The following is a 22,978-nucleotide window of genomic DNA, read 5'->3' on the forward strand; positions in this document are numbered from 1 at the left end:
GGTTGGTAAATAAACCTACGGATTTAGTTTACCGAGCAGAAAATCACGCAAAACTACTGCCTGATTATTTTTCGCATCACGGCTGCCATATAACAACGTGATCGGCTGGTGTTTCAAAACAGCCAGCAAAGGTTCCCAGGCAGTAGAGTTATTGAGCTGGGCCTGATAGCGTATGACAAATTCCGGCCAATCCAAATGTTGGTGAAACCATTGCCGCAAAGCGTTATCTGGTGCAACCTCTTTTAACCATACGACCCCCTCCAGGCGTGCTTTACTGATGCCACGCGGCCATAAACGGTCAACCAAGAAAGTATGGGCCTGATAAGGTGGTTCAACATCATAGACCCGCTGTAATGTAATCTTATTTATACTCACAGCAATCTCCTTTCGCTCTTTTCAGCACTCCAATTAAATCAGTGACTGGTTTACAACCCATCTAATGTCGGCTTTATTTTCTAATCGGCAGTGAGAATTCTATTTTTGGTAGAGATCCCAGCGGTTACCATAAATATCTTCAAACACCACGACCATACCATAGGCTTCTTCACGCGGTTCCTCACAAAACGTCACCCCTTTAGACTTCATTAATTGATAATCACGCCAGAAGTCTTCGGTCTCAAGAAAAAGGAATACCCGTCCGCCACATTGATTACCAATAAAAGCCGCTTGATTATCATTAGAGGCACGAGCCAGCAATAAGCGACACTCGCTATCTTCTGTTGGTGAAACCGATACCCAGCGTTTCCCTGGCTGCGGCTCATCTTCCCTCAAAAAGAAACCCAATTTTTCAGTGTAATACTCAATCGCTTTATCGTAATCGTCAACCACAATGGCGATGTAGCCTATCCCTCTTCTTTTACTCGTCATATATTATTCTCCTCCAACACAGTTATCTTAACTCTAATGCTACAAATATCTCTCGACAAGCATAAGAGGTCTGTCACTCATTCTAAACACTGTAACATCCGGCAAAGGCCATGATAATTATTTATTCATAAATACGAACATGTTATATTTCTTCCAATTGAATTATTGGTGAAAAAAAATGACCACAGTGCTGATTAATACAACCAGACAGATGAAAAAGAAAAATATCATGCTGGTGACTAGCACATTAAAATCATTAGTATCCGCAACCAAAGGCGATATATCCACGCAAACAGGGTTAAGTCTGGCAACCTGCGGTACTATCCTGAATGAGTTATGTGCTGAAGGAGAGGTCATTGAAGTGTCTCTCGATGAATCACGCGGAGGCCGACCAGCAAAACGTTATATATATAACGCCGATTACTTTAGTATATTAAGTGTTTATGCTGAAGGCACCAATGACAGTGGCATCATTTCGTCTTATCTCACCTCTGCCGATGGCAAAAAAATTCAAGAATATAATGAAGTCTATAATAATCTGACTGTAGATATGTTAATTAATCATATTCAAGAAATTATAGAAAAACATCCTAATATCAAGGCATTAGGCCTTGGTCTCCCTGGCGTCGTAGTCGATGGGAAAGTCCTGACTTGTGATATTACTCACTTAGAAGGACTGGATATTGCTGAGCGGTTAAATAGTCGATTTGATATTTTCGTCCAAGTGGGCAATGATATGAATTACACAGCATTTGGCTTCTATCGAAATGATTGTCGCAATATAAATGACCCTATCGCTTACATTTTCATGCCTCCACGACATTGCGCAGGTTGTGGCATCGTTATTTCTGGAAAGATGCTACGTGGGGCAAGTCAATTTGCGGGTGAGGTATCAAAACTACCCTACTATGATAATTTAACCACCGCGGAGAATACTAATCCTCATCATATCCCCGAGTTTGAAAAGCTCCTCCATATCACTTCATCTTTAATTGTTATTATTAATCCAGTCACAGTAGCAATATCAGGGAATAACATCAATCAGGCATGTATTGATGCGCTAACGATTGAGTTATTAAAGAAATTTGACAGCAAGCATATTCCACATTTTGTTTATCGCGATTCTATAAAATCTGATTACCATAAAGGCATATCAGAATATACCCTTGATGCCTACAATAATTTTAGGGTCTTTGACTGCTAATCCTGACCGACTCCAATGATGTTGAAAGCCCTGCTATAACACTAAAAATCTCATATCTGTGACCACCGTTATATCCCTCATTAATCGCCTCGAACAAACACGCACCACGGCAGAATGTTCTTGACACCTCAGGTGCTATCACTATATTTTATGACTTAATATAAGTCTTTTATTAAGTGTTTTTATCTTGATTCCGCAGCTGGTTTCAACACGAATAACCACCTAAAGGCCACACTGAATGTCTAGCTATACTCTCGATTCCCCCCTGGATACTTATGCTAAACGAGCATCTACGCGTGCCATTTTCTTTGTTGCCGGGTTTGCTATGGGACTTTGGGCGTCGCTGGTGCCTTATGCACAAAGTCGACTGCATTTCGATGCGGGGGCATTAGGGTTATTATTACTTTGTTTAGGGACTGGTTCACTATTAGCCATGCTTTTCTCAGGAAAACTCATCGGCCAATTTGGGTGCAGAAATATCATGTTATTGGGTATCTCACTCACCTGCATATTTCTACCAACGCTGGCAATCATTGATCATTTTCTTTTTATGGCGTTATGCCTATTCTTTTTTGGCGCAGGTATTGGCCTGACAGATGTTGCAATTAATGTTCAAGGTTCATTAGTGGAGCAGTCATCTAATAAGCCCCTGATGTCTGGCTTCCACTGCCTCTTCAGTGTTGGTTCAATTGCCGGTGCTGGTGGCGGTGCGATATTATTTACGCTTGGTTTGATGCCTCTCTCTGTGACATTCATTGCCATTACAGTAATCGCCATTATTACCGCTACAGTTTTCAATGAATTAATCCCCTTTGGTGATCATAAAGAACCTACTGAGCAAGCAATAACAAAACCAAAGCCCAATTTCCGACTCGTGTTAATGGCATTAATGTGCATGATTTGTTTTATGGCGGAAGGTGCAGTATTAGATTGGAGCGGTGTTTTTCTCACTAATGATCGGGGCCTTGATATAACACATGCAGGCTGGGGATTCGCAATTTTTGGTGGAACGATGTCAATCATGCGTTTCACTGGCGATAAAGTTGTCAGCCTTTTGGGGCGTAAACGCGTGCTGATTTTCAGCAGTATCATCGCCATGATCGGTTATGCAATTGCGGTCATTATACCTGACTGGAAATTTACACTGTTTGGTTTTGCGCTGGTAGGAATTGGCGCTGCCAATATTGTTCCCGTGCTTATCACACTGGCTGGTCAAGAGAAAGTTATGCCGGTAAATATGTCTGTTGCTATGGTTGCCACATTGGGTTATTTCGGTGTTCTCGGTGGACCAGCACTGATTGGTTTTATTGCTCATTTAACAGATCTTTATACTGCATTCTCGGTTGTTGCACTGACTTTCCTGATCATTACACTCGGCTCATTTAAACTAAAATATACCAGCAACTAACCTTTGTCCTGAAAAAACATAAAGAGTACCTATTTGTTAAAAAAATCTCTAACGAGAAAAGTGTGACTGAGTATGGTAATTTTACCAGCTAGCAGATTGTTGCTAGCTTTTTTTTAGAGAAATAACGCTAAGATATTCTCTATCAAACGACTATCTTCAATATGTTAAAGAGGGAAACAAAATGAGTATTAAAATCGTTGCCGTTGATATGGATGGAACCTTTCTTAACGACCAAATGAACTTTGATAGGAAACGATTTAGCGAACAATATGCGCAATTAAAAGATAATGGGATAAAGTTCGTCGTTGCCAGTGGCAACCAATATTATCAGCTAATTTCATTCTTTCCAGACATTGCCCATGAAATTGCATTTGTTGCTGAAAATGGTGCCTATGTTAGCAATAAGAATGCGGAGATTTTTTGTGGAGAAATATCCAATGATGATTGTGATAAAGTTCTAAAAACACTATTACCGATACCCTACCTTGATATTATTGTTTGCGGAAAGAATGGAGCATATATGCTCCATTCATCAGATAACGCGTTCTTTACCACCATGAGTAAATATTATCACCGTCTCAAAATAATCGATAATTTTAATCAAGTGGATGAGCCTGCTTTCAAGTTCGCCATCAGTTTGCCCGATGAAAAATTGGCGGACTTTATGACGTTCATCGAAACTGAATTAGGCGATATCGTAGCACCTGTGTCCAGTGGACATGGTTCCGTTGACCTGATCATTCCCGGTGTACATAAAGCCAATGGTATTAAATTACTCCAAAATATATGGGGTGTGAAAGACAAAGAAGTTGTGACTTTTGGTGATGGTGGCAATGATGTCGAGATGTTGCAATATGCCGGTTTTGGATTTGCTATGGCGAATGCGCCAGAACGTATTAAAAAAATAGCGAAATATCAGGCCGATTCGAATAATGACTCAGGTGTATTAAATATCATTGATAAAATTTTAAGAAAAGAGCCTCCATTTGCATAATTATAATCATCCGCATAAAATTTAGCAGTTATTCCCTTTCCATCGTGAGTAATTATAAAGACAACATGGGGGCAACATGATTGCCCCCCACAATGATTTTACATAGCTCACTGGAACAGCTTGATCAGTGATTATTTAAAAACTTATCCAGAAATTGGCGAGTTCTTTCATGCTGCGGATCAGCAAACAATTCTTTCGCCGGGCCTTGTTCCACTATCCTTCCGTGATCCATAAAAATAGCCCGATCAGCCACATCACGGGCAAAACTCATTTCATGAGTGACGATAACCATCGTCCGTTTTTCTTCGGCCAGTGCGCGAATGGTATTTAACACCTCACCCACCAGTTCTGGGTCTAATGCGGATGTCGGCTCATCAAATAGAATGACCTGAGGCTGCATAGCGAGTGCCCGAGCAATAGCCACTCGCTGTTGTTGTCCACCGGATAAACGACGAGGATAAGCATCTTCCTTGCCACTTAATCCAACTTTCGCCAACAGCTCACGCGCACGTTTTACCGCCTCTGACCGTTTTTCACCCTTAACAATCACCGGCCCTTCAATGATATTTTCCAACACCGAGCGATGGGGAAATAAATTGAAGCTCTGGAACACGAAACCGACTTTTTGCCGTAATGCACGAACTTGTCGTTGCTGCTTATTTATAGGGATGCTGCCATCAATCTCTATATCACCAACCCGAATAATCCCAGAGTCAGGTGTCTCAAGCAGATTGATACTACGTAACAACGTTGTTTTGCCTGAACCACTTGGTCCAATTATCGCCACCACTTCGCCGCTGTTCACTTCAAGTGAGATACCGTGCAGTACCTGTTGACCTTTAAACTGTTTGGTCAACTCTTTAATGTCGATGGTACTCATGGTTACTCCTGATCCTGACGATTAACATGGGCTTCCAGACGATTTTGCAATGCTGATAACAGGGTCGCCATGATCCAATAAATCAGTGAGGCCGCCAGATACATAGTGAAAACTTCCAAAGTGCGAGAAGTCACCAATTGCGCCTGGCGGAAAAGTTCGGGAACCTGGATGGTCGCGGCCAACGAGGTATCTTTGACCAAACCGATAAAACTATTGCCCAACGGAGGAAGTGCAGTACGACCTGCTTGCGGCAATATCACTCGGTAGAGAGTTTGCCAACGCGTCATGCCGATACTGGCGGCGGCTTCCCACTGCCCTTTCTCAATGGATGAAATCGCAGCACGCAATGTTTCTGAGGTATAAGCGGCCGTATTCAGTGATAAGCCAATTAGCGCTGCTGGCATAGGATCCAGCTCAATCCCAAATTGCGGCAAACCGTAATAAATCATAAACAGTTGAGCAATTAGTGGAGTACCCCGAAAAATAGAAACGTAAAAACGAGAGAGGAGTGAAAGAGGCAAGAATCGGGATAACCGCATCATGGCTAACATAAAACCTAATGCCAGACCAAAAAACATCCCCCCCAGACTAAGCTGGAGGGTAAACCAGGCACCTTTCAATAAAAATGGTGCTGAATCCAGCACCAGTTGAATACTTTCTTGCATTATTTAGTTACGTCCGCACCAAAATATTTTTCTGAAATTTTGGCCAAGGTGCCATCTTTTTGCATTTCAGCAATAGCTTGATTGATAGCAGCCAACAGCTCCGGATTATTTTTACGCAATGCCACACCTGACTCCTGACGGGCAAATGCCGGGCCAGCAGCGGCCAGGGTATTGTTGGTTTTCTTCACCAAATCCAGAGCCGCTAAGCGGTCAACCAGAATGGCATCTGTACGACCAACACGAAGATCTTGATACTTAGTTGGGTCATCATCATAGGTGCGAATATCAACATCTTTCAGGTTTTCGCGTAACCATTGTTCATAGTTACTGCCCAAACCCACCCCCACTTTCTTACCTACCAAATCTTCAGGTTTGGTGAACTTACTTTCATTGCCTTTCTTGGTCAGAACCTGAATGCCCGATACTGTATAAGGTGTTGAGAAATCATATTTTTTCTTACGTTCATCTGAAATCGTAACCTGGTTAATCGCCACATCAATACGCTTAGATTCCAGTGAGGCCAGCATACCATCCCACTTCGTTGGCGTGATTTTTGCCTTAACGCCCATATGCTCCGCCAATGCATTGGCGAAATCCACTTCGAAGCCGGTGAGCTTGCCATCTTCACCCTGGAAACTGAACGGTGGATAAGTTCCTTCCAACCCGACAATCAGGGTTCCTCGTTCTTTAACCTGATCTAACAGATCACCCGCAGCATAAGACTTCACATTCAGGCCAGTTGCCAGTGCAACCGCCATCATGCCCAGAACAACCCGACGACGTACAATTGAAAAGCCCATAAATACCCCAGCTGTGATGTTTATTTTTGATATTCAACACTTTATCAGTGTTGTTAATAGAATAAAGAAATATAAACTAATAACGATAGCTATAAATGGAATAAGCAATAACCAAAGATTACACCTGCGGATGATAAGCAAACAATGCAGGTGCACCGCCGGTATGGATGAACAAAATGGGCCCATTACCGCGAAATTTGTGTTGCTTAATACCATCAAGTAAACCAGCCATCGCTTTGCCGGTATAAACCGGGTCCAGCAACATCCCCTCGAGTCTTGCCAAAAGCGAGATCGCCGCCAGCCCTTCTGCATTCGGCATACCATATTGAGGCGCGAAATAATCATCCCATAAGGTGATAGCCGCCAGTTCACCACTCATTCCAAGCGATGCCGCCAATTCTTGTTGAATCTGAGTAACTTTAGGGTGTTGTTCTTCTGCTTTGCGCGATACCGTGACACCAATCAGTTCCACATGTGGTAGCAACTGCTGCAGACCCACTGCCAACCCCGCATGGGTGCCCGCACTGCCTGATGCGACAACCACCGAGCTAAAAGCGACGTTCCCGACCGATTGATCTGCAATTTCCAATGCACATTGCACATATCCCAATGCGCCCAAGGCATTAGAACCCCCAACCGGTACTACATAGGGACGAAAACCTTGCGCCTCAATACGAGTTGCCAACTCAGCCAATTGCTGGTTTGGGTCATATAGGCCATCACACATCACCACTTCAACATTAAACAAATCCAACAGCAACCGATTGCCATTGGTCAGATAGTTTTCCTGTGAGGTCTCGATAGGATTCTCAAGTAACGCAACACAATGCAACCCCAATTTTGCGGCGACAGCCGCTGTTTGGCGCACATGATTAGACTGGATAGCTCCTGCAGTCACTAATGTATCCGCTCCCAGTCTCAACGCATCAGCCGCCAAAAACTCCAACTTACGCAGCTTATTACCGCCAAGTGCCAGTGGTGTGACATCATCACGTTTAATATAGATCTCACGTCCTACATAGTCAGAGAGGCGAGATAGCTTTTCTAATGGCGTGGGATTGCCGACTAAATCCAGGCGCGGGAAATTTTCCAATTTTTGTTTAAGCGTCACGGGCCCTCCAAGAAATTAATGAGTTACTGCAACTATTACTCTAAGTAATTCGAGTTACAGATAGGCAGAAGCAAGCCAATCCCCGACAGACTGACTCCAGGCAGTGGCCTGGGTAAGTAAATGTTGTTAACACCCCTGCTCAAGTGCGGAGGGAAAACATAGATTTATCAGAAACAACGCTAATAATCACTGATTTTATTATAGATGTAGGTAAGCAATCGCGCAGAGGAATGTATGGGATAATAAAAAGCCCGGTCAAGGAGAACCTTGCCGGGCGGGGAATCACTGAAGATAATGACGTAATCGTTTTGATTTATATTTGAAGCACTTTCAATGAAAAACACAGAGTTTTCTCAAATGAAAACACTCCGTCATAACCTTAGTAATTCTTTTGCCATGCCAAATATTGATCATACTTACGCAAAGCAATGCGGTAATTGTTATGCGCGGCATTTGGCAGTTCATCAATAATACGCTGATGCATGGTTTCGCTGGCAAATTTATCTGCTGGGTAATTGGTCGCAACCAGCATTTCATCCAACCGACGCAACCGCACAACATATTCGCGAACCGTACTATGACTCATCTCAGTTTGTTCAAATAAATACTGTTTGAACGCCATGATATCGAAATAACCCGGCGTACTATTGCAATATATCTCACTGCAAAAACGGCACAATGCGGTTAATTCATGCTGGAGCTTTAACCAGACCTGATCATCAATGGGCTGATCCATGCCGGCAATCGCTTCTTTATTGATAATTTGTCCGCGGAAAACCAACGCCATACGATCAAGTTGTTTATGACAATGTGAACAATGAGTTTGGCTGTGCTTATAATCTTTTAAATAACGGCTCAGCGGCCGCTTTTTTAACTGAAGTCCTGGCATAAGAAGACCTGCATTAATAAAGTTAAACACTGTGATATCACTGAGCGAAAATGAATTATGAGTCGTTATTCAGGCGAGCGCGTAAGCGTTTTATCGCCTGGCTATGAAGCTGGCTGACGCGGGATTCCCCCACTTCCAGCACGGCGCCGATTTCTTTCAGGTTCAGCTCTTCCTGGTAATACAGCGTCAACACCATTTTTTCACGTTCCGGCAAAGCCTCGATCGCTTCAATAACACGTTGACGCAGATTTCCTTCCAATAAATGCTGTAGCGGATTGGCATCTTCATGCCCTTCCAGCATGGGTTCGACGCTTTCGCCATGCTCTTCCCGCCACTCGTCATAGGAAAAAAGCTGGCTGTTGTTGGTGTCCAACAAGATCTGGCGGTACTCAGTCAAATCAATATCAAGATTTTGTGCGACTTCCTGCTCAGTCGCCGGACGTCCGAGCCGCTGTTCAACCTTTTGCATCGCACTGGCCACTTCGCGTGCATTGCGCCGTACACTTCGTGGCGCCCAATCTCGGCTGCGCAGTTCATCCAACATCGCGCCACGTATACGCTGTACCGCATAAGTGGTAAATGCGGTTCCTTGTAAAGCGTCATAACGCTCAACAGCATTCAGCAGACCAATCCCCCCAGCCTGCAACAAATCATCCAATTCCACACTGGCCGGCAGGCGCACCTGCAAACGCAATGCCTCATGTCGAACCAGAGGAACATAGCGTTGCCAGAGGGAATTCTTGTCCATCACGCCTTCGGCGGTATACAGATCGCTCACTAGACAGGCACCTAAGGGTAAGAGAGTCGTACCATTATCCTGTCCGGTCAGTCAGACAATCGCCTGAATAGGCCTATAAAAAGGCGGCTATTTGACTTATGCCCACTTATGTATGCTATCTGTCTCGCTTTAAAGGATTTCAATAACGCCATTAATTTTTATCTGAGTGATGAAAAACCGATCACTGGCGCTATACCAAAAGTTGTAATAATGAGAGATCATCATTAATCTTCACTTTGTCGATTTCTGTTCTAAAGTCGGCTTCAACCTTAGCGCTGTGCTGCCTAAAGGCATGATAGGAATAGAAAATATCAATAACATCGTCTTCCGTAATCATCCCGACTTTAAGTATGTGGGCACTAATCAACGAGCGAATAAAGAAGAAATCGACCATTAATAAATAGAGCTCTTTTAATAGCGGTTGACCACCACGAATGGCAAATTGGTTGTGGTGCAATCGATAAAGGAAATAATTACGTAACACATGAGGATGGTTGGAAAAAAAAGGCAATGCCTTGTCATTCCAAGCTGCACTCAATAATTTCATTCTTTCTTCAAGTTGTTCATTGTCGAACTCAACGACCAGATGCTCAATCAGCTTTCCGAGGTAACTATATAAGGTTTCCCTTCCTCTTGAATTTGGCGAGTCAATACAGCATTGCTGAATACGGATAAGCAACTGCCATTGAAGGTTTTGATTGAATGGGATATTTTGCAAATGCCCTGCAACAGAGCCGCCTTGCAGCTTCCCAAGTAGAGCTTCAAAATACGCTTCCATCGCCGGTAATTTACTGTCTATCGTGCCTTCTAATTTTTGACAATAAAGTAAGAAAGAGGCAATGCTATATAAGTTTTCTTCAATACGGGGTTGAGGAGACATCAAAAAATTAGCACAAAATAAATTAATTAATTGCCCTTCAATATTGAGTTCAGGTGCTCTGAAATAACCATTTTTCTGAATAGGTATAGACTGCATATTCAAAGCAGTCGGGTTAAACAGCACTTGCCGCGCAGCTTCTGGACAAGAGATATTTAAACTATTGCGCTTTTCATGACGATAAACATGTTCCAGTCGTGGATAGGATGAGCAAGTTTCACTTAAGGCATCCGCCCCTAAACGCTTATGTACTTTGCACAGTTGGTCTTGATCCAAATAAGGGCAATTGCCTTGTTCATTGAGCTTAATTTCAGCCCAATTTGAAAAGCTGGCTCTACTGACTGAAATATCTGTTATAGCAATACGTCTAATCTCAGCGTTTTGGCTTTTTGTATATTTACGGTATGTTTGTTTATCGAGAGTAATACTCCAGCGCTTACAGCAGTGATCACGACAAGCTGCACCCACGCAGCTGAAATTAGTAACATAATCAGGTTGAACTACCATAAGCTCTTTCACTTAATACTCCTCTGCCATCCGTATTTATCCCATGTTTTAATCTAGGGTAATTTCTTTACCGGAAAAAAATTAACCTAGAATAAAAGGCGGCAATACAGGCCGCCTTTATAGTGCATTCCTAGGGTGAAATTATTATTTCAGCCTAAATTAACGCAGCAGAGACAATACTGTTTGTGGAACCTGGTTAGCCTGAGCCAGAACAGAAGTACCCGCTTGTTGCAGAATCTGTGCACGGCTCATGTTGGATACTTCAGTTGAGTAATCCGCATCTTGAATACGGCTACGAGCTGAAGTCAGGTTGTTTACTGTGTTGTTCAGGTTGGTGATGGTTGACTCAAAACGGTTCTGAGACGCACCTAACACGCTGCGCTGAGTATCAACCGCTTTCAGTGCTTTATCGATATCGGCCAGCGGTGTAGTACCCGCAGCAGTACCATCAGCAGCAACCTGACCTTTCAGTACATCAAAGCCTTCGGCTGCAACAGTACGGGCGTTGCCATTTACCGCTTCACCTGCATCAGTAGAGGCCTTCAGTGCTGTAGTGTAAGTACCATTCGCTGTAGTCAACGCAGTTTTTGCTGCATCTCTGGCGGTAGCATCAGCTAAAGTTGTACCGTTAGCGGCATCATCAGCAACGGCTTTTTGATAGGCTTTCTCTGCTGTTGCAAGATCCGTTGTTTTAGTTGTAACTGCTGTTTTTGCAGTATCCAAAGCAGTCGTTGTCGTGAACTTATAAGTATTAATGGTATCGCCTGAAGTACCATCTGTATTAGCTGCCGCCAGGTTCCAGCCTGAGCTTTTACCGATAGCAATGCTGATTTGTTCGTTATCTTTAGAACCCACCTGGAAATCATAGCTTGAATCCGTTGCAGTACGGTTATCCAATACTTTGATGCCGTTGAAATCAGTTTGCTTGGTTACACGGTTGATTTCTTCCATGCGCTGGTTAACTTCAGACTGAATTGAGTCGATATCAGATGCTGAGTTAGAGCTGTTTTGCGCCTGAACGGTCAGGTCACGGATACGTTGCAAGTTGTTGTTGATTTCGCCCAACGCACCTTCAGCGGTCTGAGACAGTGAAATACCGTCGTTGGCATTACGTGCCGCTACAGTCAAACCGTTGATGTTAGAAGTGAAACGGTTGGCAATCGCCTGACCCGCTGCATCATCTTTTGCGCTGTTGATACGCAGACCGGAAGACAAACGCTCAATGGCGGTGCCTAAAGAAGACTGGGATTTGTTCAGGTTGTTCTGAGTCAGCAGAGACAAGCTGTTAGTGTTAATGACCGCCATAGTAGGTATTCCTTAAATTCTGTTAGATTATGGTTCTGGCTTATCGCCCACGGTTTTATCACCGTTACAGCTTGTATCGGCGGATTTGACCAAACCTTTAATTAACTATTTTGGAATATCGCCACTAAATAGGTGATTCAATGCCGCAAATAGCACTCTGTTATCCCCTGCTATTCTGCCCATCATAAATTCTATTTTATGTGTAAACTTTTCCATCCCCTGGCCGATAACCCGGTAACGACACTTGAATATTAAGGATTAGACATGGCAAGTATCAGTTCGCTAGGTGTAGGGTCAGGCATGGATTTAAGTTCTCTGTTGACGAGTTTATCAAATGCGGAGCAAGCGCGATTAACACCGCTGACAACCCAACAGACCAGTTATAAAAGTAAACTTACCGCTTATGGTATTTTGCAAAGTGCACTGGCTAAAGTAGAAACCGCCTCAGCTGCGTTGAAAAAAGCTGACACACTGACCTCTACTGCTGTAAGTAGCACTAACACAGCATTCAGTGCGGTAACTGATAGTGCGGCCAGTGCCGGTAGTTACACTATCGAAGTCAGCAATCTGGCGAAAGCACAATCTTTATTGTCAGCAGAAGTACCCAATGCGACCAATAAATTAGGTAATGATAATGCCTCACGGACTATCACTATCACCCAGCCTGGCAAAAAAGATCCGTTGGAAGTCACCCTAACCAGCGAGCAAACGTCGCTGACAGGTATCCGCGATGCCATCAATAAACAAGAAGGTGGTGTTAGCGCCAGCATTATGAAAGCGGATGATAATACCTATTATCTGGCGTTGACGTCTAAAGATACCGGCACCCAGTCAGAAATGACTATCAGTGTCACCGGTGATGATACTTTAAATGACTTTCTTAATTACACACCAAGTAGCACCGGTGGTAGCGGTGGTATGACGCAAAAAGTGGCAGCAGAAGATGCAGCGCTGACAGTCAATGGTGTGGCGATTACACGCCAAAGCAACACTATTACTGATGCTCCACAAGGCGTTACCTTAACACTGAAAGCCAAAACCAAGGCCAATGAGCCTGAAACTCTTAACATTACGCGCGACAGCACCGCGATGAAAGCAGCGATTCAAACCTGGGTTGACGCCTATAATTCATTGCAAACCACTTTCGGCTCACTCACTCAGTACACCGCAGTGGAGCAAGGAAAAGATCAGTCAACCAATAATGGTGCACTGGTCGGCGATGGTACATTGCGCAGTATTCAGACACAGTTAAAAAGCCAATTGGCTTCGGCTCAGTCAGGTGATGTGAAGACCTTAGCCAGCCTGGGCATCACACAAGATGTAAAAGGCAAACTGACCATAGACTCAACCAAACTGGATAAAGCGTTAACCGAGAAACCAAACGGTGTAGTGACATTCTTTGTGGGTGATGGCAAAGAGACTGGATTTGCTACCCAGACTGATAATTTGCTCAATACGGTACTCGATACCACTAAGGGCACACTGAAAAGCGCCACTGACGGTATCAATAAATCATTAAAAAATCTGGATACTCAAGTCACGGCAACCACAGCCAGCATTGCATTAACCATTGAGCGTTATAAAACACAATTTACTCAATTGGATAAAATGATGACATCAATGAACAGTACTGTCAGTTTCTTAACGCAACAATTTTCTTCATAAGGGATAGGATATGTACAACCGATCAGGGAGCCAGGCGTATGCTACGGTAGGCCTGGAAAGTGGGGTAATGAGCGCCAGCCCACATCAATTGATCGTGATGCTATTCGACGGGGCGCAGAGCGCCCTGGTTCGCGCCCGCATCTTGATGAATCAGGGAGATATTCCTGCCAAAGGTGCTGCACTTTCTAAAGCCATTAACATTATAAATAATGGGTTAAGTGCAGGTCTTGATATGGAAAAAGGCGGTGAGCTGGCACAGAATTTGTCGGCTTTATATGACTATATGTCGCGGCGCTTGCTGCATGCCAACTTGCATAATGACGAACAGGCAATTACTGAAGTGCTCGCTTTGCTCGAAAATATTGCGGATGCCTGGCGGCAGATTGGCCCCAATTATCAACCTGATTAGGACCCCATTTAATGGAACGTCACCAGCACCTTTTGTCTGAATATCAACAAATCCTGACCCTCAGCGAGCAAATGTTAGTGCTGGCGACCGAGGGCAATTGGGATGCGCTGGTTGATCTAGAAATGACTTACCTTAAAGCTGTTGAAAGCACCGCTAATATCACTATTTCTTCATGCTCATCGTTAATGCTACAAGAATTATTACGGGAGAAGCTAAGAGCTATTTTGGATAATGAAATTGAGATTAAACGTTTATTGCAACTACGCCTTGATGCATTAAGTGAGTTAGTTGGACAATCAACAAAACAACAGGCGGTAAATAATACATACGGCCAATTCCCTGATCATGCTTTGCTATTAGGCGAAACACAGTAATCTACAGCTAGTATGGCCATAAAATAGTATTTGTAACTGAACTATCGCTTGCAACTGCAATTATTGAAATAGCAATCAATTTTAATTGTTATGGTTTTTAACAAATAAATTTATTGATGGTAACAACTTTCCATGTCTGATTGACTATTATTCTCACTCCACAGCTTTTCGCTAAAATAGTCAGTGATAGTGAATTTTCTATTAAAATAAGTTGCTAGTCTGCCATTCAAAGCGTAAAGATATTCTCAGGCCAAAATTGTGAAATGAATATCGATGGAACGTACAATTAAATTTTGTCCCGGGGTGGGTAGCTCGGCACATGTTATTCAACATACAGAGCTACTCCTTACATCAGTCTATATTGAGCATCCTTTGCTCATTATGGTTAACCGTGGGCATAAAGTCATTCGCTGGGCTAATCAAGAGTGTATTGTCCGAACGGGTGAAATAGTTGCCGTCAGCAGCGGGCAAACAGTTGATGTAATTAATGGATTATCTGATGATGGGTTATTTTTCAGCCATCAGCTCCGTTGTGATCCTCGTTTGATAGCCACCTTCGCCAATCATCCTGCCTCTGCTGGCCTCGGGGTTATACCTGGCGTTATGCCTGTGCGTGATTTGGCACCTGAATTTATTAATACTTTCGGCAATACATTTAAAGCAATATCCGATGTGGGTGATATCCCCCCTACTATCGTCAGGCACCGTATGCTTGAATTATTACTTTGGTTAGCTCAGCGTGGTGTTAAATTTAAACTAAATGATGGTCATTCATTAAGTGAAAAAGTACGCCGTTGCCTGTCAATTGACCCACATAAAATATGGTCTGCCGCTGAAGTTGCTGATCATATGGCAATGAGTGAAGTGGTATTACGGCGAAAATTAGCGGCCGAAAATATACTCTTACGTGACTTGATGATAGATGTCCGCATGACCAGTGCCTTACGTTTATTGCAAGGGACTGATTGGCCCATTTCATTAATTGCCAGCCAGGTAGGCTATGAAAGCTCCTCACGTTTTGCTGAGCGTTTTCGCAAACGTTTTGGATTTGCGCCTACTGCGATACGTGGACATCACCGATTACAACCTCCCGATAATGATCCACCGCAGGTAAACTATCACCGTTATTTAAATCTGATTTAAAGTTGGCATTAACCTGCTCAGTCCCTTTTTTTGGCTACTTTCGATATAGTTTACTTACTTCTCTCAATTCATACAGTTGTATCCTTATGCAGCTATCTCACTCTTTTTATAGATAATCATCCTGGCTGCTAACTGCTGCTTTTAGATATTTTGCGCGTTAAAACATTATTTTTAGTACCAACAGTAGTATTTTCCTCCATAAGTCATCGTTTAAAATCAACAAAAGTCTTTACAATCATATGATTAATCATAACTCACTGAAAAAAAGAGGAATATGTTAGTTATGTGAGTACATTCTATGATTAAAATTGATTAAATAATAATCTCTCAGGATGGCTATGATGCCCAATAACCTGTTCGGACTAAAAAGCCGCTATCCTTTACATATCCAGATTGCGGCTCTCTTTACGCTACTGATTGTCTCAATCGGTACTGTCATTATCATTTTTGGTCATAGCCAGCTGACTAAATTGACTGAAATCAGCACCAACAGACAGTATCAAAAAACGGGCGAGGCAATCGCGGCAGAATTGGACGCTGTAACACGCCCCATGATGATGTCTGTCAACATTCTTTCCAGTATGCAAATTACAGAGTTATCAACACTTGAACAGCGCATGGGTTTTGTCGGTAAATTTATTGAAATACTTAAACAAAATGACTACGCCAGTGCCGTATATAGTGCCTATCCTAATGGTGACTTATTTATGTTGCGGCGTCTGACTGAAGCTAACCGTAAATTATTTCATGCCCCAGAGGGAGCCGAGTGGATGATTCAAAGCAATCGTTTCCTCGATAGCTTACCGGAAAAACGGTTTATTTATCTGAATGAAAAGCAGCAAGTCATTGCAGTTATGCCTAGAGACAATGATAACTATGATCCCAGAAAGCGAGATTGGTTTATTTTAGCTTCAGCCAGCCCTGGCCTTATTACATCCCCTATTTATATTTTCAAGGGAACCGGTGAAGCGGGTTTTACCTATAGTCGTCGTTCTGAAAATAACCAATCCGTCATTGGATTAGATGTATCATTGGCCTCGTTATCCGAATTTTTAATAAGACAGAATCTGCCACCTGATAGCCAGGCCATTATTATCAACTCACGCGGGGAGATCATCGCGAGTTTACCTAAATCTAAAGAGACCTCGGTAAACAGTACTCATTCAGATAAACAAATTCCGGTATTACAAACACTGCTAAATACCCGAGAAAATAGCTCCGGAGGTACTAATAACAATGACAGTAGCATCATGTTTGAAGCACAAGGAAAGCATTGGTACGGCTCAATCGTCGATATTGATAATGGTGGCAATGAATATCAGTTGGTTATCGCTACTCCAGCAAGCTATCTCACCGCTGATGCGAATTCGATTCGCAATCACTCGACCTTTATTGCTTTTATTCTGCTAATGCTCAGCCTGCCACTTGTTTGGTATTTCTCACGGAAGATATCGAATCCACTTATTCGTCTTCGCCAGGATGCCGACTCCATAAGTAACTTACATTTCGAGGAACGTGAATCTGAGCACTCCATGATTGAAGAAGTCGATGAACTACACAAATCAATGTCAAAAATGAAATCAACTCTAAAGCAGTTTATTTCAATGGGTAATATGTTGACAGCTGAAAACAACTTCTTCCGTCAAATGCAGGGGCTATTAAGTGAAACTACCGAAATAGCAGCGATGACTGGTGGCATTATATTTTTGGCAGATAAAAATGAAGGAACTTTCACGCCAACTGCATTTCGCTGGAATGGCGAAAATATCCCAGTAGCTGAAATGTCTTCATTGAGCATTAAAGAAGATAACTTCACCGCTTTTCAGCCAGTACTTGAAGGCACAACTATTGCTGGAACATTAAATAAAGAGAATATATTCAATCAACTGCAAGAATTTCTGCAGCCGTATTTACCATTACGCTTTGTTGCCGTCCCAATGAAAACACATGACCAGCAACTTTTAGGTTTCTTGTTGTTGTTCAATCCTTATCAATTAAATGCAGATCGCGAACGCTCTAAAATTCAGTTGGTTAACGCACTGGTTGGCAGTTTATCTGTTTCTGTTGAGACTCAGCAGTTATTACAGGAGCAAAAAAACCTACTCAATGCATTTATTGAACTTATTGCGGGGGCCATCGATGCCAAAAGTGCTTATACCGGCGGCCACTGCCAGCGAGTTCCTGAAATCACTAAAATGCTCGCCAGGGCCGCTGTAAATATCAAAGAAGGGCCTTTCGCCAACTTTAGTTTATCTGAAAATGAGTGGGAAGAACTGCATACAGCATGCTGGTTACACGATTGCGGTAAAATAACAACGCCCGAATTTGTTGTGGATAAATCGACAAAACTGGAATTAATTTATGACCGTATCCATGAAATACGCATGAGATTTGAAGTGTTAAAACGCGAGAAAGAAATTGCCTTCTTACGTCGTCATGCCACCGTTAGTGCTAATGAAACAGATCAACAAGCACTGGCCGAGGAATTACGTCAATTGGACGATGATTTTTATTTTATTGCCCACTGTAATATAGGTGGCGAATTTATGTCGGATGAAGCAATAGCGCGTATTCAGCAAATTGCCGAGTATCGTTGGACTAGAACATTAGATGACAATGCCGGTGTTGCTCAGGAAGAACGCGAGCGCAAAGCGCGACAGCCAACAGTTTCCCTGCCGGTGCAAGAACCGATGCTGGCGGACAAAAAAGAACATTTCATCTACCGTGATAATAAAAATAAACGCCCAGAATATTATGATTTCAAATTACCAGAACCGACTTTGCTTTATAACCGTGGTGAAATTTACAACCTCAGTATTCGGCGTGGTACATTGACCGAAGAGGATCGTTATAAAATAAATGAGCACATTATGCAGACCATTGTGATGCTCAAGAAACTCCCCTTCCCGCGCACAATGGCAAATGTTCCGACTATTGCCGGGGGACATCATGAGCGTATGGACGGTAAAGGTTATCCGTATCAGCTCACTTATAAACAGATGAGTATTCCTGTTCGAATGATGGCTATTGCCGATGTATTTGAAGCACTGACAGCTGCAGATCGCCCTTATAAGCAAGGAAAACTATTATCTGAAGCGCTCAATATTATGTTGAATATGGTGAATGAAAATCATCTGGATAGAGAGCTGTTTATTCTGTTCCTCGAGTCTGGAATCTGGCATGAATATGCTATTGCTCACTTGAAGGCAGACAAAATCGATAATGTTGATATTTCGGTAATACTGCAAAAAATTGGCCATCAAAATATCGTACTGGCACAGAGCGCTTAGCAAGCAAAAAACAGAGAGTGATAGGGAGGCGTTAAGGTTATGCTGAACCAAATCATTTTATAGTCGACAATGTCGGGAGCAAATACGTGTTCTACAGTTACGGTGAAACAGAGATTAGTCATCTTAAGCGACGGGATAAAAAGATGGCGGCAGCTATCGAACGATTAGGAATGATTGCCCGTCCATTATCACCAGATTTATTTGCTGCACTCATCAGAAATATTGTTGACCAGCAAATTTCCGTTAAAGCGGCACTCACCGTTAATGCACGTCTTATGGCATTAGTCGGCACGGTAACACCGATAACTATTGCCGCAACCCCGATAGACGTTATTCAGGGGTGCGGGATGACTATGCGTAAAGCCGGATACATTAAAGGTGCTGCCGATGCAGCACTTGATGGATCATTAGATTTATCGGCTATTGCTCAGTTACCGGATAATGAGGTCATTACACAGCTTTCGAACTTGAATGGTGTCGGTATCTGGACGGCAGAAATGCTGCTTATTTCGTCACTTTCTCGCCCTGATGTCCTCAGTTGGGGTGATTTGGCCATTCGCCGTGGCATGATGAATTTATATCGCCACAAAACGCTACCGCGCGAACGTTTTGAACGCTATCGCCGCCGCTACACCCCTTATGGCACAACCGCATCTCTATATTTATGGGCGTTGTCCCATGAAGTTTAAACACCCATATTCATAATGTGTGATGGTTCAATTTAAGTTCGGATTAATTCTTGAAACATCAGGTATGGCGTATCTTACCGCAAAGTGTCTTGCCAATCGTTGGCATAGTTCGAGTTAGTTTTTGGTAATTTTTTGCCCATTTTTGCCCTATTCACTATGGCTCTCATACCGCCTATCACAACAGATCCCCACTAAAGATGATCAACTGCCGCTCAGATGTTAAACTTCTCGCCATCAACAGAACCGGCAATTTATGTTGGATGCCGATAAATGGAAATAAGAATGACTTCTGTAAAATCAAAGCTGCAAGTCGCTATGGTACTGGCTGTTACTGTAATCGTTTATGCAGCAATTGTGATTGTGGGGCTGCGCGGTTCGCTTAATGGGGACTTTGATCAGTACCTGGTTCCGGGTAAGTACGCTGCACCTGCAAATATCGCCACACATGGATTTGATAACAGAGTATTTTACGAGAAATCAGCTGGGTGGGATGGTCAATTTTACTACTATCATTCTGATGACCCGCTGCTATTAAAGGATACGGTAGAGCACATAGATATGCCTGCATATAGAGCGCAGCGAGTAGGCATTCCTGCAATAACATATGTTTTATCAAGACTAACAGGTCAAGACTGGGTATCACCAAAATTCTACTTTACTGTTACGGTTGGATTGCAGCTTATAGCTGCTTATATGCTGGCAACATTCCTCATTAGTCGTGGATATTCGGCCTGGTATGCACTCGTTTGGGCTGTAGGAGGGTCAACATTATATACCGTTGGATTTGGCTTTATAGATGGCAGCGCTGATGCATTGATAATAATCTCGCTGATACTGTATGCAAATAAAAATTTAAAACTATACATTCTTGCAATGTCTTTAGCTGTCCTATCCAAAGAGTCTTATGTTCTAATTCCCGTAATCCTTGCTTTTTCACAATTTATTTCACACACACATAGATTTATATTCACCAGGCATTCATTTAAATTATCACAGACAATAAAAAGTACACTACCTAACTGTATTCCACCAATTATATTGTTATCTTGGATTTTATATCTTCACTTACATTTAAATACAAATCACCTTTTTGATAAATCTAGCTCAGGAATGCTGAACCTACCATTTAAAGATATGATTCATTACATAATGGCTGGTATTAATGGTGAAACACTTAGCTATCTTGGTGAAATTAGAAAAAATTTCCCTTCATATAGGATATCTATCGGAGTATCAATTTTCTCGATAATGTTAATAACGGTATTTTCAATATCCATTCACAGAGTAGTTACCAATAGTAATAACTTTATTCTAAATCCAATTTCATTAGGTGTTTTACTATGCACCATAACATTGTCTGCGGTATATATGTGCCTCGGAGCTACTCAGCTATGGGAACCTGTCGGGTTCGTTAAGGCATCATCGCTAGTCATAGGCATGTATTTGATATATTCCGCGATTAGCAAAGAAAAAGTTACCTACATAGTGCTTATTCTTAGTATTGTATTTTCTATATACAGCGCTGTAGTGGTTACGGACAGAAATGGACTGCCACCATTTGTTAGACATGTAAGCTAATAACTCCCCTACATTTTCAGCAGGGGGAATTATCAGATAGGAGCGCCTAATTGACTCCATGTTATTGATCCTGATGCCCCAAACAAATAAACTGTATCTTTCTGGCAGAGTCGACCCCAACAGATGCAGAGCTAAGCCCTAAGTTACCACCGGTAACAATGGTGCAAACTGACGCAAAAGTAGGCGTAATAACATACCCATTAAAGGTATTTTTAAAACTAGACATATTAGATACTGACCAAGTGGCATAATAGTAATCCATATCACTTATTATAGGTAAGTTAGTCGGAATTACTGCAATCGTATACTGTTAATCAGTTTCAAACGCATCCTTTATATTGCCAACAAATATGTTTTTACCAATACGGTGCCCGATTCCGTTAGCTTGAGCCCCTATTGCGCAATTAAACAATCAGCTTTCACCTATAGCAACTTTTCTAGACAAAGCACCAGTCTGTATTCCGGATGCTGTAGGCAATATATTCTCAACATTAGCTTGGATGGTAGCATTACCTCTAACGGCATATACATCATGATTTTTAACGTTTTTACACACCTGATTTGTTACTGTGTTTCTACTAGAATTTACAGATGGATTTATATATCAACCGTACTCTAAGTAGACTGCAACATTTCTGTGAAAAGTTGCATTGCTTGTAGTGCCCTCAAGCTGTATTCCGCTAAACCCTAACACAGGAGGTCAAGCACCAGTTAAGTCGGTACCGCCCCATAAGGCCAAAAGTGATTGTTCATTATTTTATGAGTATCCACCCCTTGATATATATAACACTTTGCCCATCTAGCCCGTTGCATAAAACTCTTTGCAGTGAAAAACCAGAGGAAATAAGATCATGTTGAAACCAACTATTAAATTTCCAGTAACTGTAATATATTCACCTTCTGCAAGAATTGCAGTTCCGATAAAGTTTACAGCGTTAATTTGTGGGGCCGTAGTTGTTGATGGGGTGATTGCAACTCCAGCAAACCCAGCAAACCCATCATTCATTGCATCACAGATGGGTCACGCATCAGCACCGATGGTTTTCTCTGTTTATGGTGAGTGGATCCAGACAATAATGATGAACAAATGGCATTAATCAATGCTAAATTTTCTCAAAATGCCCCACTCATGCCCCATAAGAAAATTGGATAGTAGTTTTTACTATATAATTCAATGGCATTACTCACTCAGACACCCATATTCATGACATCTTGATAAGCTGCTACCAGTTTATTACGTACTTGAATACCGAGTTGTAAAGATACAGACGACTTCTGCATATTCACCATCACGTCATTTAGGCCGACGCCGGGCACACCTAATTCAAAATTTTGCGCCAATGTACGGGCGGTCTGCTGATTTTCACTGATTTTACCAATAGCGGCTTTTAATTCGCTGGCGAAACCGGCCTCAGCGGGCAGTGTTTTCGCTGAACCAGATGCTTGCAATGCCGTGACCTGTAATTGCTGTAAAACCCCTTCGATACCTTGAACAGACATGTTCATCCCCAGAGTGCGTCAGTAGGTTAATAACTGCGTGACAAA

Annotated in this window: 21 protein-coding genes and 1 pseudogene; 11 read left to right on the top strand and 11 right to left on the bottom strand. The window is 42.5% G+C overall.

Annotation, left to right across the window (positions count from 1 at the left end; translation table 11 throughout):
• Positions 1-15: 15 nt before the first annotated feature.
• Positions 16-375 carry a DUF488 domain-containing protein gene (locus FTB31_RS06965; RefSeq protein WP_077175443.1) on the bottom strand — a complete coding sequence of 120 codons (360 nt, stop codon included), beginning with the start codon at positions 373-375 and terminating at the stop codon, positions 16-18.
• 99 nt (positions 376-474) lie between these two features.
• Positions 475-867, bottom strand: coding sequence for a VOC family protein (locus tag FTB31_RS06970; protein ID WP_050075401.1), 393 nt, complete (start codon positions 865-867; stop codon positions 475-477).
• A 178-nt stretch (positions 868-1,045) separates the two neighbouring features.
• Here FTB31_RS06970 and FTB31_RS06975 point away from each other — a divergent pair, with 178 nt between their 5' ends.
• The 3 genes from FTB31_RS06975 to FTB31_RS06985 all read left to right on the top strand — a co-directional run bounded on the left by FTB31_RS06975 (position 1,046) and on the right by FTB31_RS06985 (position 4,473).
• Entirely contained in the window at positions 1,046-2,071 is a 1,026-nt protein-coding gene (locus tag FTB31_RS06975) for an ROK family protein (protein WP_050075400.1), read from the top strand.
• Positions 2,072-2,309: 238 nt separating this feature from the next.
• Positions 2,310-3,479, top strand: coding sequence for an MFS transporter (locus FTB31_RS06980; protein WP_077175444.1), 1,170 nt, complete (start codon positions 2,310-2,312; stop codon positions 3,477-3,479).
• Positions 3,480-3,660: 181 nt separating this feature from the next.
• Positions 3,661-4,473, top strand: a complete 813-nt coding sequence (locus tag FTB31_RS06985; RefSeq protein ID WP_227731245.1) for a Cof-type HAD-IIB family hydrolase — start codon at positions 3,661-3,663, stop codon at positions 4,471-4,473.
• A gap of 124 nt (positions 4,474-4,597) precedes the next feature.
• Here the strand turns inward: FTB31_RS06985 and tcyN are convergent, their stop codons facing one another.
• From tcyN to FTB31_RS07025, 8 genes are all read right to left on the bottom strand, one after another.
• On the bottom strand, positions 4,598-5,353 hold the full coding sequence (tcyN, locus tag FTB31_RS06990; RefSeq protein WP_077175446.1) for an L-cystine ABC transporter ATP-binding protein TcyN: 756 nt from the start codon (positions 5,351-5,353) through the stop codon (positions 4,598-4,600).
• Positions 5,354-5,355: 2 nt separating this feature from the next.
• Positions 5,356-6,018, bottom strand: a complete 663-nt coding sequence (gene tcyL / locus FTB31_RS06995; RefSeq protein ID WP_005160319.1) for a cystine ABC transporter permease — start codon at positions 6,016-6,018, stop codon at positions 5,356-5,358.
• On the bottom strand, positions 6,018-6,818 hold the full coding sequence (gene tcyJ, locus FTB31_RS07000; RefSeq protein WP_050075397.1) for a cystine ABC transporter substrate-binding protein: 801 nt from the start codon (positions 6,816-6,818) through the stop codon (positions 6,018-6,020). Before tcyJ ends, tcyL begins: the two co-directional genes overlap by 1 nt.
• Positions 6,819-6,936: 118 nt before the next feature.
• Complete coding sequence (locus tag FTB31_RS07005; RefSeq protein ID WP_077175447.1) at positions 6,937-7,929, bottom strand: D-cysteine desulfhydrase; 993 nt, start codon at positions 7,927-7,929, stop codon at positions 6,937-6,939.
• Positions 7,930-8,308: 379 nt separating this feature from the next.
• Positions 8,309-8,818, bottom strand: coding sequence for a flagella biosynthesis regulatory protein FliZ (gene fliZ, locus FTB31_RS07010; protein ID WP_050075395.1), 510 nt, complete (start codon positions 8,816-8,818; stop codon positions 8,309-8,311).
• Between the two features lie 55 nt (positions 8,819-8,873).
• Positions 8,874-9,596, bottom strand: coding sequence for an RNA polymerase sigma factor FliA (locus tag FTB31_RS07015; RefSeq protein ID WP_005160341.1), 723 nt, complete (start codon positions 9,594-9,596; stop codon positions 8,874-8,876).
• Between the two features lie 190 nt (positions 9,597-9,786).
• On the bottom strand, positions 9,787-10,992 hold the full coding sequence (fliB, locus tag FTB31_RS07020) for a flagellin lysine-N-methylase (protein WP_227725976.1): 1,206 nt from the start codon (positions 10,990-10,992) through the stop codon (positions 9,787-9,789).
• A gap of 147 nt (positions 10,993-11,139) precedes the next feature.
• Complete coding sequence (locus FTB31_RS07025; RefSeq protein ID WP_227719928.1) at positions 11,140-12,285, bottom strand: FliC/FljB family flagellin; 1,146 nt, start codon at positions 12,283-12,285, stop codon at positions 11,140-11,142.
• A gap of 264 nt (positions 12,286-12,549) precedes the next feature.
• Here FTB31_RS07025 and fliD point away from each other — a divergent pair, with 264 nt between their 5' ends.
• The 8 genes and pseudogenes from fliD to FTB31_RS07065 form a co-directional block, all read left to right on the top strand.
• A complete protein-coding gene (fliD, locus tag FTB31_RS07030) occupies positions 12,550-13,950 on the top strand; it encodes a flagellar filament capping protein FliD (RefSeq protein WP_077174939.1) in 1,401 nt (466 codons plus the stop codon).
• Positions 13,951-13,960: 10 nt separating this feature from the next.
• Positions 13,961-14,359, top strand: coding sequence for a flagellar export chaperone FliS (gene fliS / locus FTB31_RS07035; protein ID WP_077174938.1), 399 nt, complete (start codon positions 13,961-13,963; stop codon positions 14,357-14,359).
• A gap of 11 nt (positions 14,360-14,370) precedes the next feature.
• Positions 14,371-14,733: a flagella biosynthesis regulatory protein FliT gene (gene fliT / locus FTB31_RS07040; protein WP_077174937.1), complete on the top strand. Its 363-nt coding sequence runs from the start codon at positions 14,371-14,373 to the stop codon at positions 14,731-14,733.
• Between the two features lie 273 nt (positions 14,734-15,006).
• The gene (locus FTB31_RS07045) at positions 15,007-15,876 is read left to right on the top strand and encodes a helix-turn-helix transcriptional regulator (protein ID WP_050075388.1); all 870 of its coding nucleotides are present in this window, start codon (positions 15,007-15,009) and stop codon (positions 15,874-15,876) included.
• Positions 15,877-16,217: 341 nt separating this feature from the next.
• Entirely contained in the window at positions 16,218-19,166 is a 2,949-nt protein-coding gene (locus FTB31_RS07050; RefSeq protein WP_227719937.1) for an HD domain-containing phosphohydrolase, read from the top strand.
• 86 nt (positions 19,167-19,252) lie between these two features.
• A complete protein-coding gene (locus FTB31_RS07055) occupies positions 19,253-19,855 on the top strand; it encodes a DNA-3-methyladenine glycosylase family protein (RefSeq protein WP_227731246.1) in 603 nt (200 codons plus the stop codon).
• 282 nt (positions 19,856-20,137) lie between these two features.
• Positions 20,138-21,433 carry a hypothetical protein gene (locus FTB31_RS07060; protein ID WP_227725972.1) on the top strand — a complete coding sequence of 432 codons (1,296 nt, stop codon included), beginning with the start codon at positions 20,138-20,140 and terminating at the stop codon, positions 21,431-21,433.
• A gap of 989 nt (positions 21,434-22,422) precedes the next feature.
• Positions 22,423-22,586: pseudogene (locus FTB31_RS07065) on the top strand (tyrosine-type recombinase/integrase); the annotation flags it as partial.
• Between the two features lie 35 nt (positions 22,587-22,621).
• Here the strand turns inward: FTB31_RS07065 and fliE are convergent.
• The gene (gene fliE, locus FTB31_RS07070; RefSeq protein ID WP_050075385.1) at positions 22,622-22,933 is read right to left on the bottom strand and encodes a flagellar hook-basal body complex protein FliE; all 312 of its coding nucleotides are present in this window, start codon (positions 22,931-22,933) and stop codon (positions 22,622-22,624) included.
• Positions 22,934-22,978 lie beyond the last annotated feature (45 nt).

This window comes from Yersinia proxima (assembly GCF_902170785.1).
GTDB lineage: Bacteria > Pseudomonadota > Gammaproteobacteria > Enterobacterales > Enterobacteriaceae > Yersinia > Yersinia proxima.

What these genes read in the sequence shown, in the direction of transcription:
- FTB31_RS06970 (WP_050075401.1), bottom strand. Translation starts at nt 867, where the DNA reads ATGACGAGTAAAAGAAGAGGGATAGGCTACATCGCCATTGTGGTTGAC.
- fliZ (WP_050075395.1), bottom strand. Translation starts at nt 8,818, where the DNA reads ATGCCAGGACTTCAGTTAAAAAAGCGGCCGCTGAGCCGTTATTTAAAA.
- fliS (WP_077174938.1), top strand. Translation starts at nt 13,961, where the DNA reads ATGTACAACCGATCAGGGAGCCAGGCGTATGCTACGGTAGGCCTGGAA.
- tcyL (WP_005160319.1), bottom strand. Translation starts at nt 6,018, where the DNA reads ATGCAAGAAAGTATTCAACTGGTGCTGGATTCAGCACCATTTTTATTG.
- FTB31_RS07050 (WP_227719937.1), top strand. Translation starts at nt 16,218, where the DNA reads ATGCCCAATAACCTGTTCGGACTAAAAAGCCGCTATCCTTTACATATC.
- FTB31_RS06980 (WP_077175444.1), top strand. Translation starts at nt 2,310, where the DNA reads ATGTCTAGCTATACTCTCGATTCCCCCCTGGATACTTATGCTAAACGA.
- FTB31_RS06975 (WP_050075400.1), top strand. Translation starts at nt 1,046, where the DNA reads ATGACCACAGTGCTGATTAATACAACCAGACAGATGAAAAAGAAAAAT.
- fliE (WP_050075385.1), bottom strand. Translation starts at nt 22,933, where the DNA reads ATGTCTGTTCAAGGTATCGAAGGGGTTTTACAGCAATTACAGGTCACG.
- FTB31_RS07045 (WP_050075388.1), top strand. Translation starts at nt 15,007, where the DNA reads ATGGAACGTACAATTAAATTTTGTCCCGGGGTGGGTAGCTCGGCACAT.
- fliT (WP_077174937.1), top strand. Translation starts at nt 14,371, where the DNA reads ATGGAACGTCACCAGCACCTTTTGTCTGAATATCAACAAATCCTGACC.
- tcyN (WP_077175446.1), bottom strand. Translation starts at nt 5,353, where the DNA reads ATGAGTACCATCGACATTAAAGAGTTGACCAAACAGTTTAAAGGTCAA.
- FTB31_RS07025 (WP_227719928.1), bottom strand. Translation starts at nt 12,285, where the DNA reads ATGGCGGTCATTAACACTAACAGCTTGTCTCTGCTGACTCAGAACAAC.
- FTB31_RS07060 (WP_227725972.1), top strand. Translation starts at nt 20,138, where the DNA reads ATGACTTCTGTAAAATCAAAGCTGCAAGTCGCTATGGTACTGGCTGTT.
- FTB31_RS06985 (WP_227731245.1), top strand. Translation starts at nt 3,661, where the DNA reads ATGAGTATTAAAATCGTTGCCGTTGATATGGATGGAACCTTTCTTAAC.
- fliD (WP_077174939.1), top strand. Translation starts at nt 12,550, where the DNA reads ATGGCAAGTATCAGTTCGCTAGGTGTAGGGTCAGGCATGGATTTAAGT.
- tcyJ (WP_050075397.1), bottom strand. Translation starts at nt 6,818, where the DNA reads ATGGGCTTTTCAATTGTACGTCGTCGGGTTGTTCTGGGCATGATGGCG.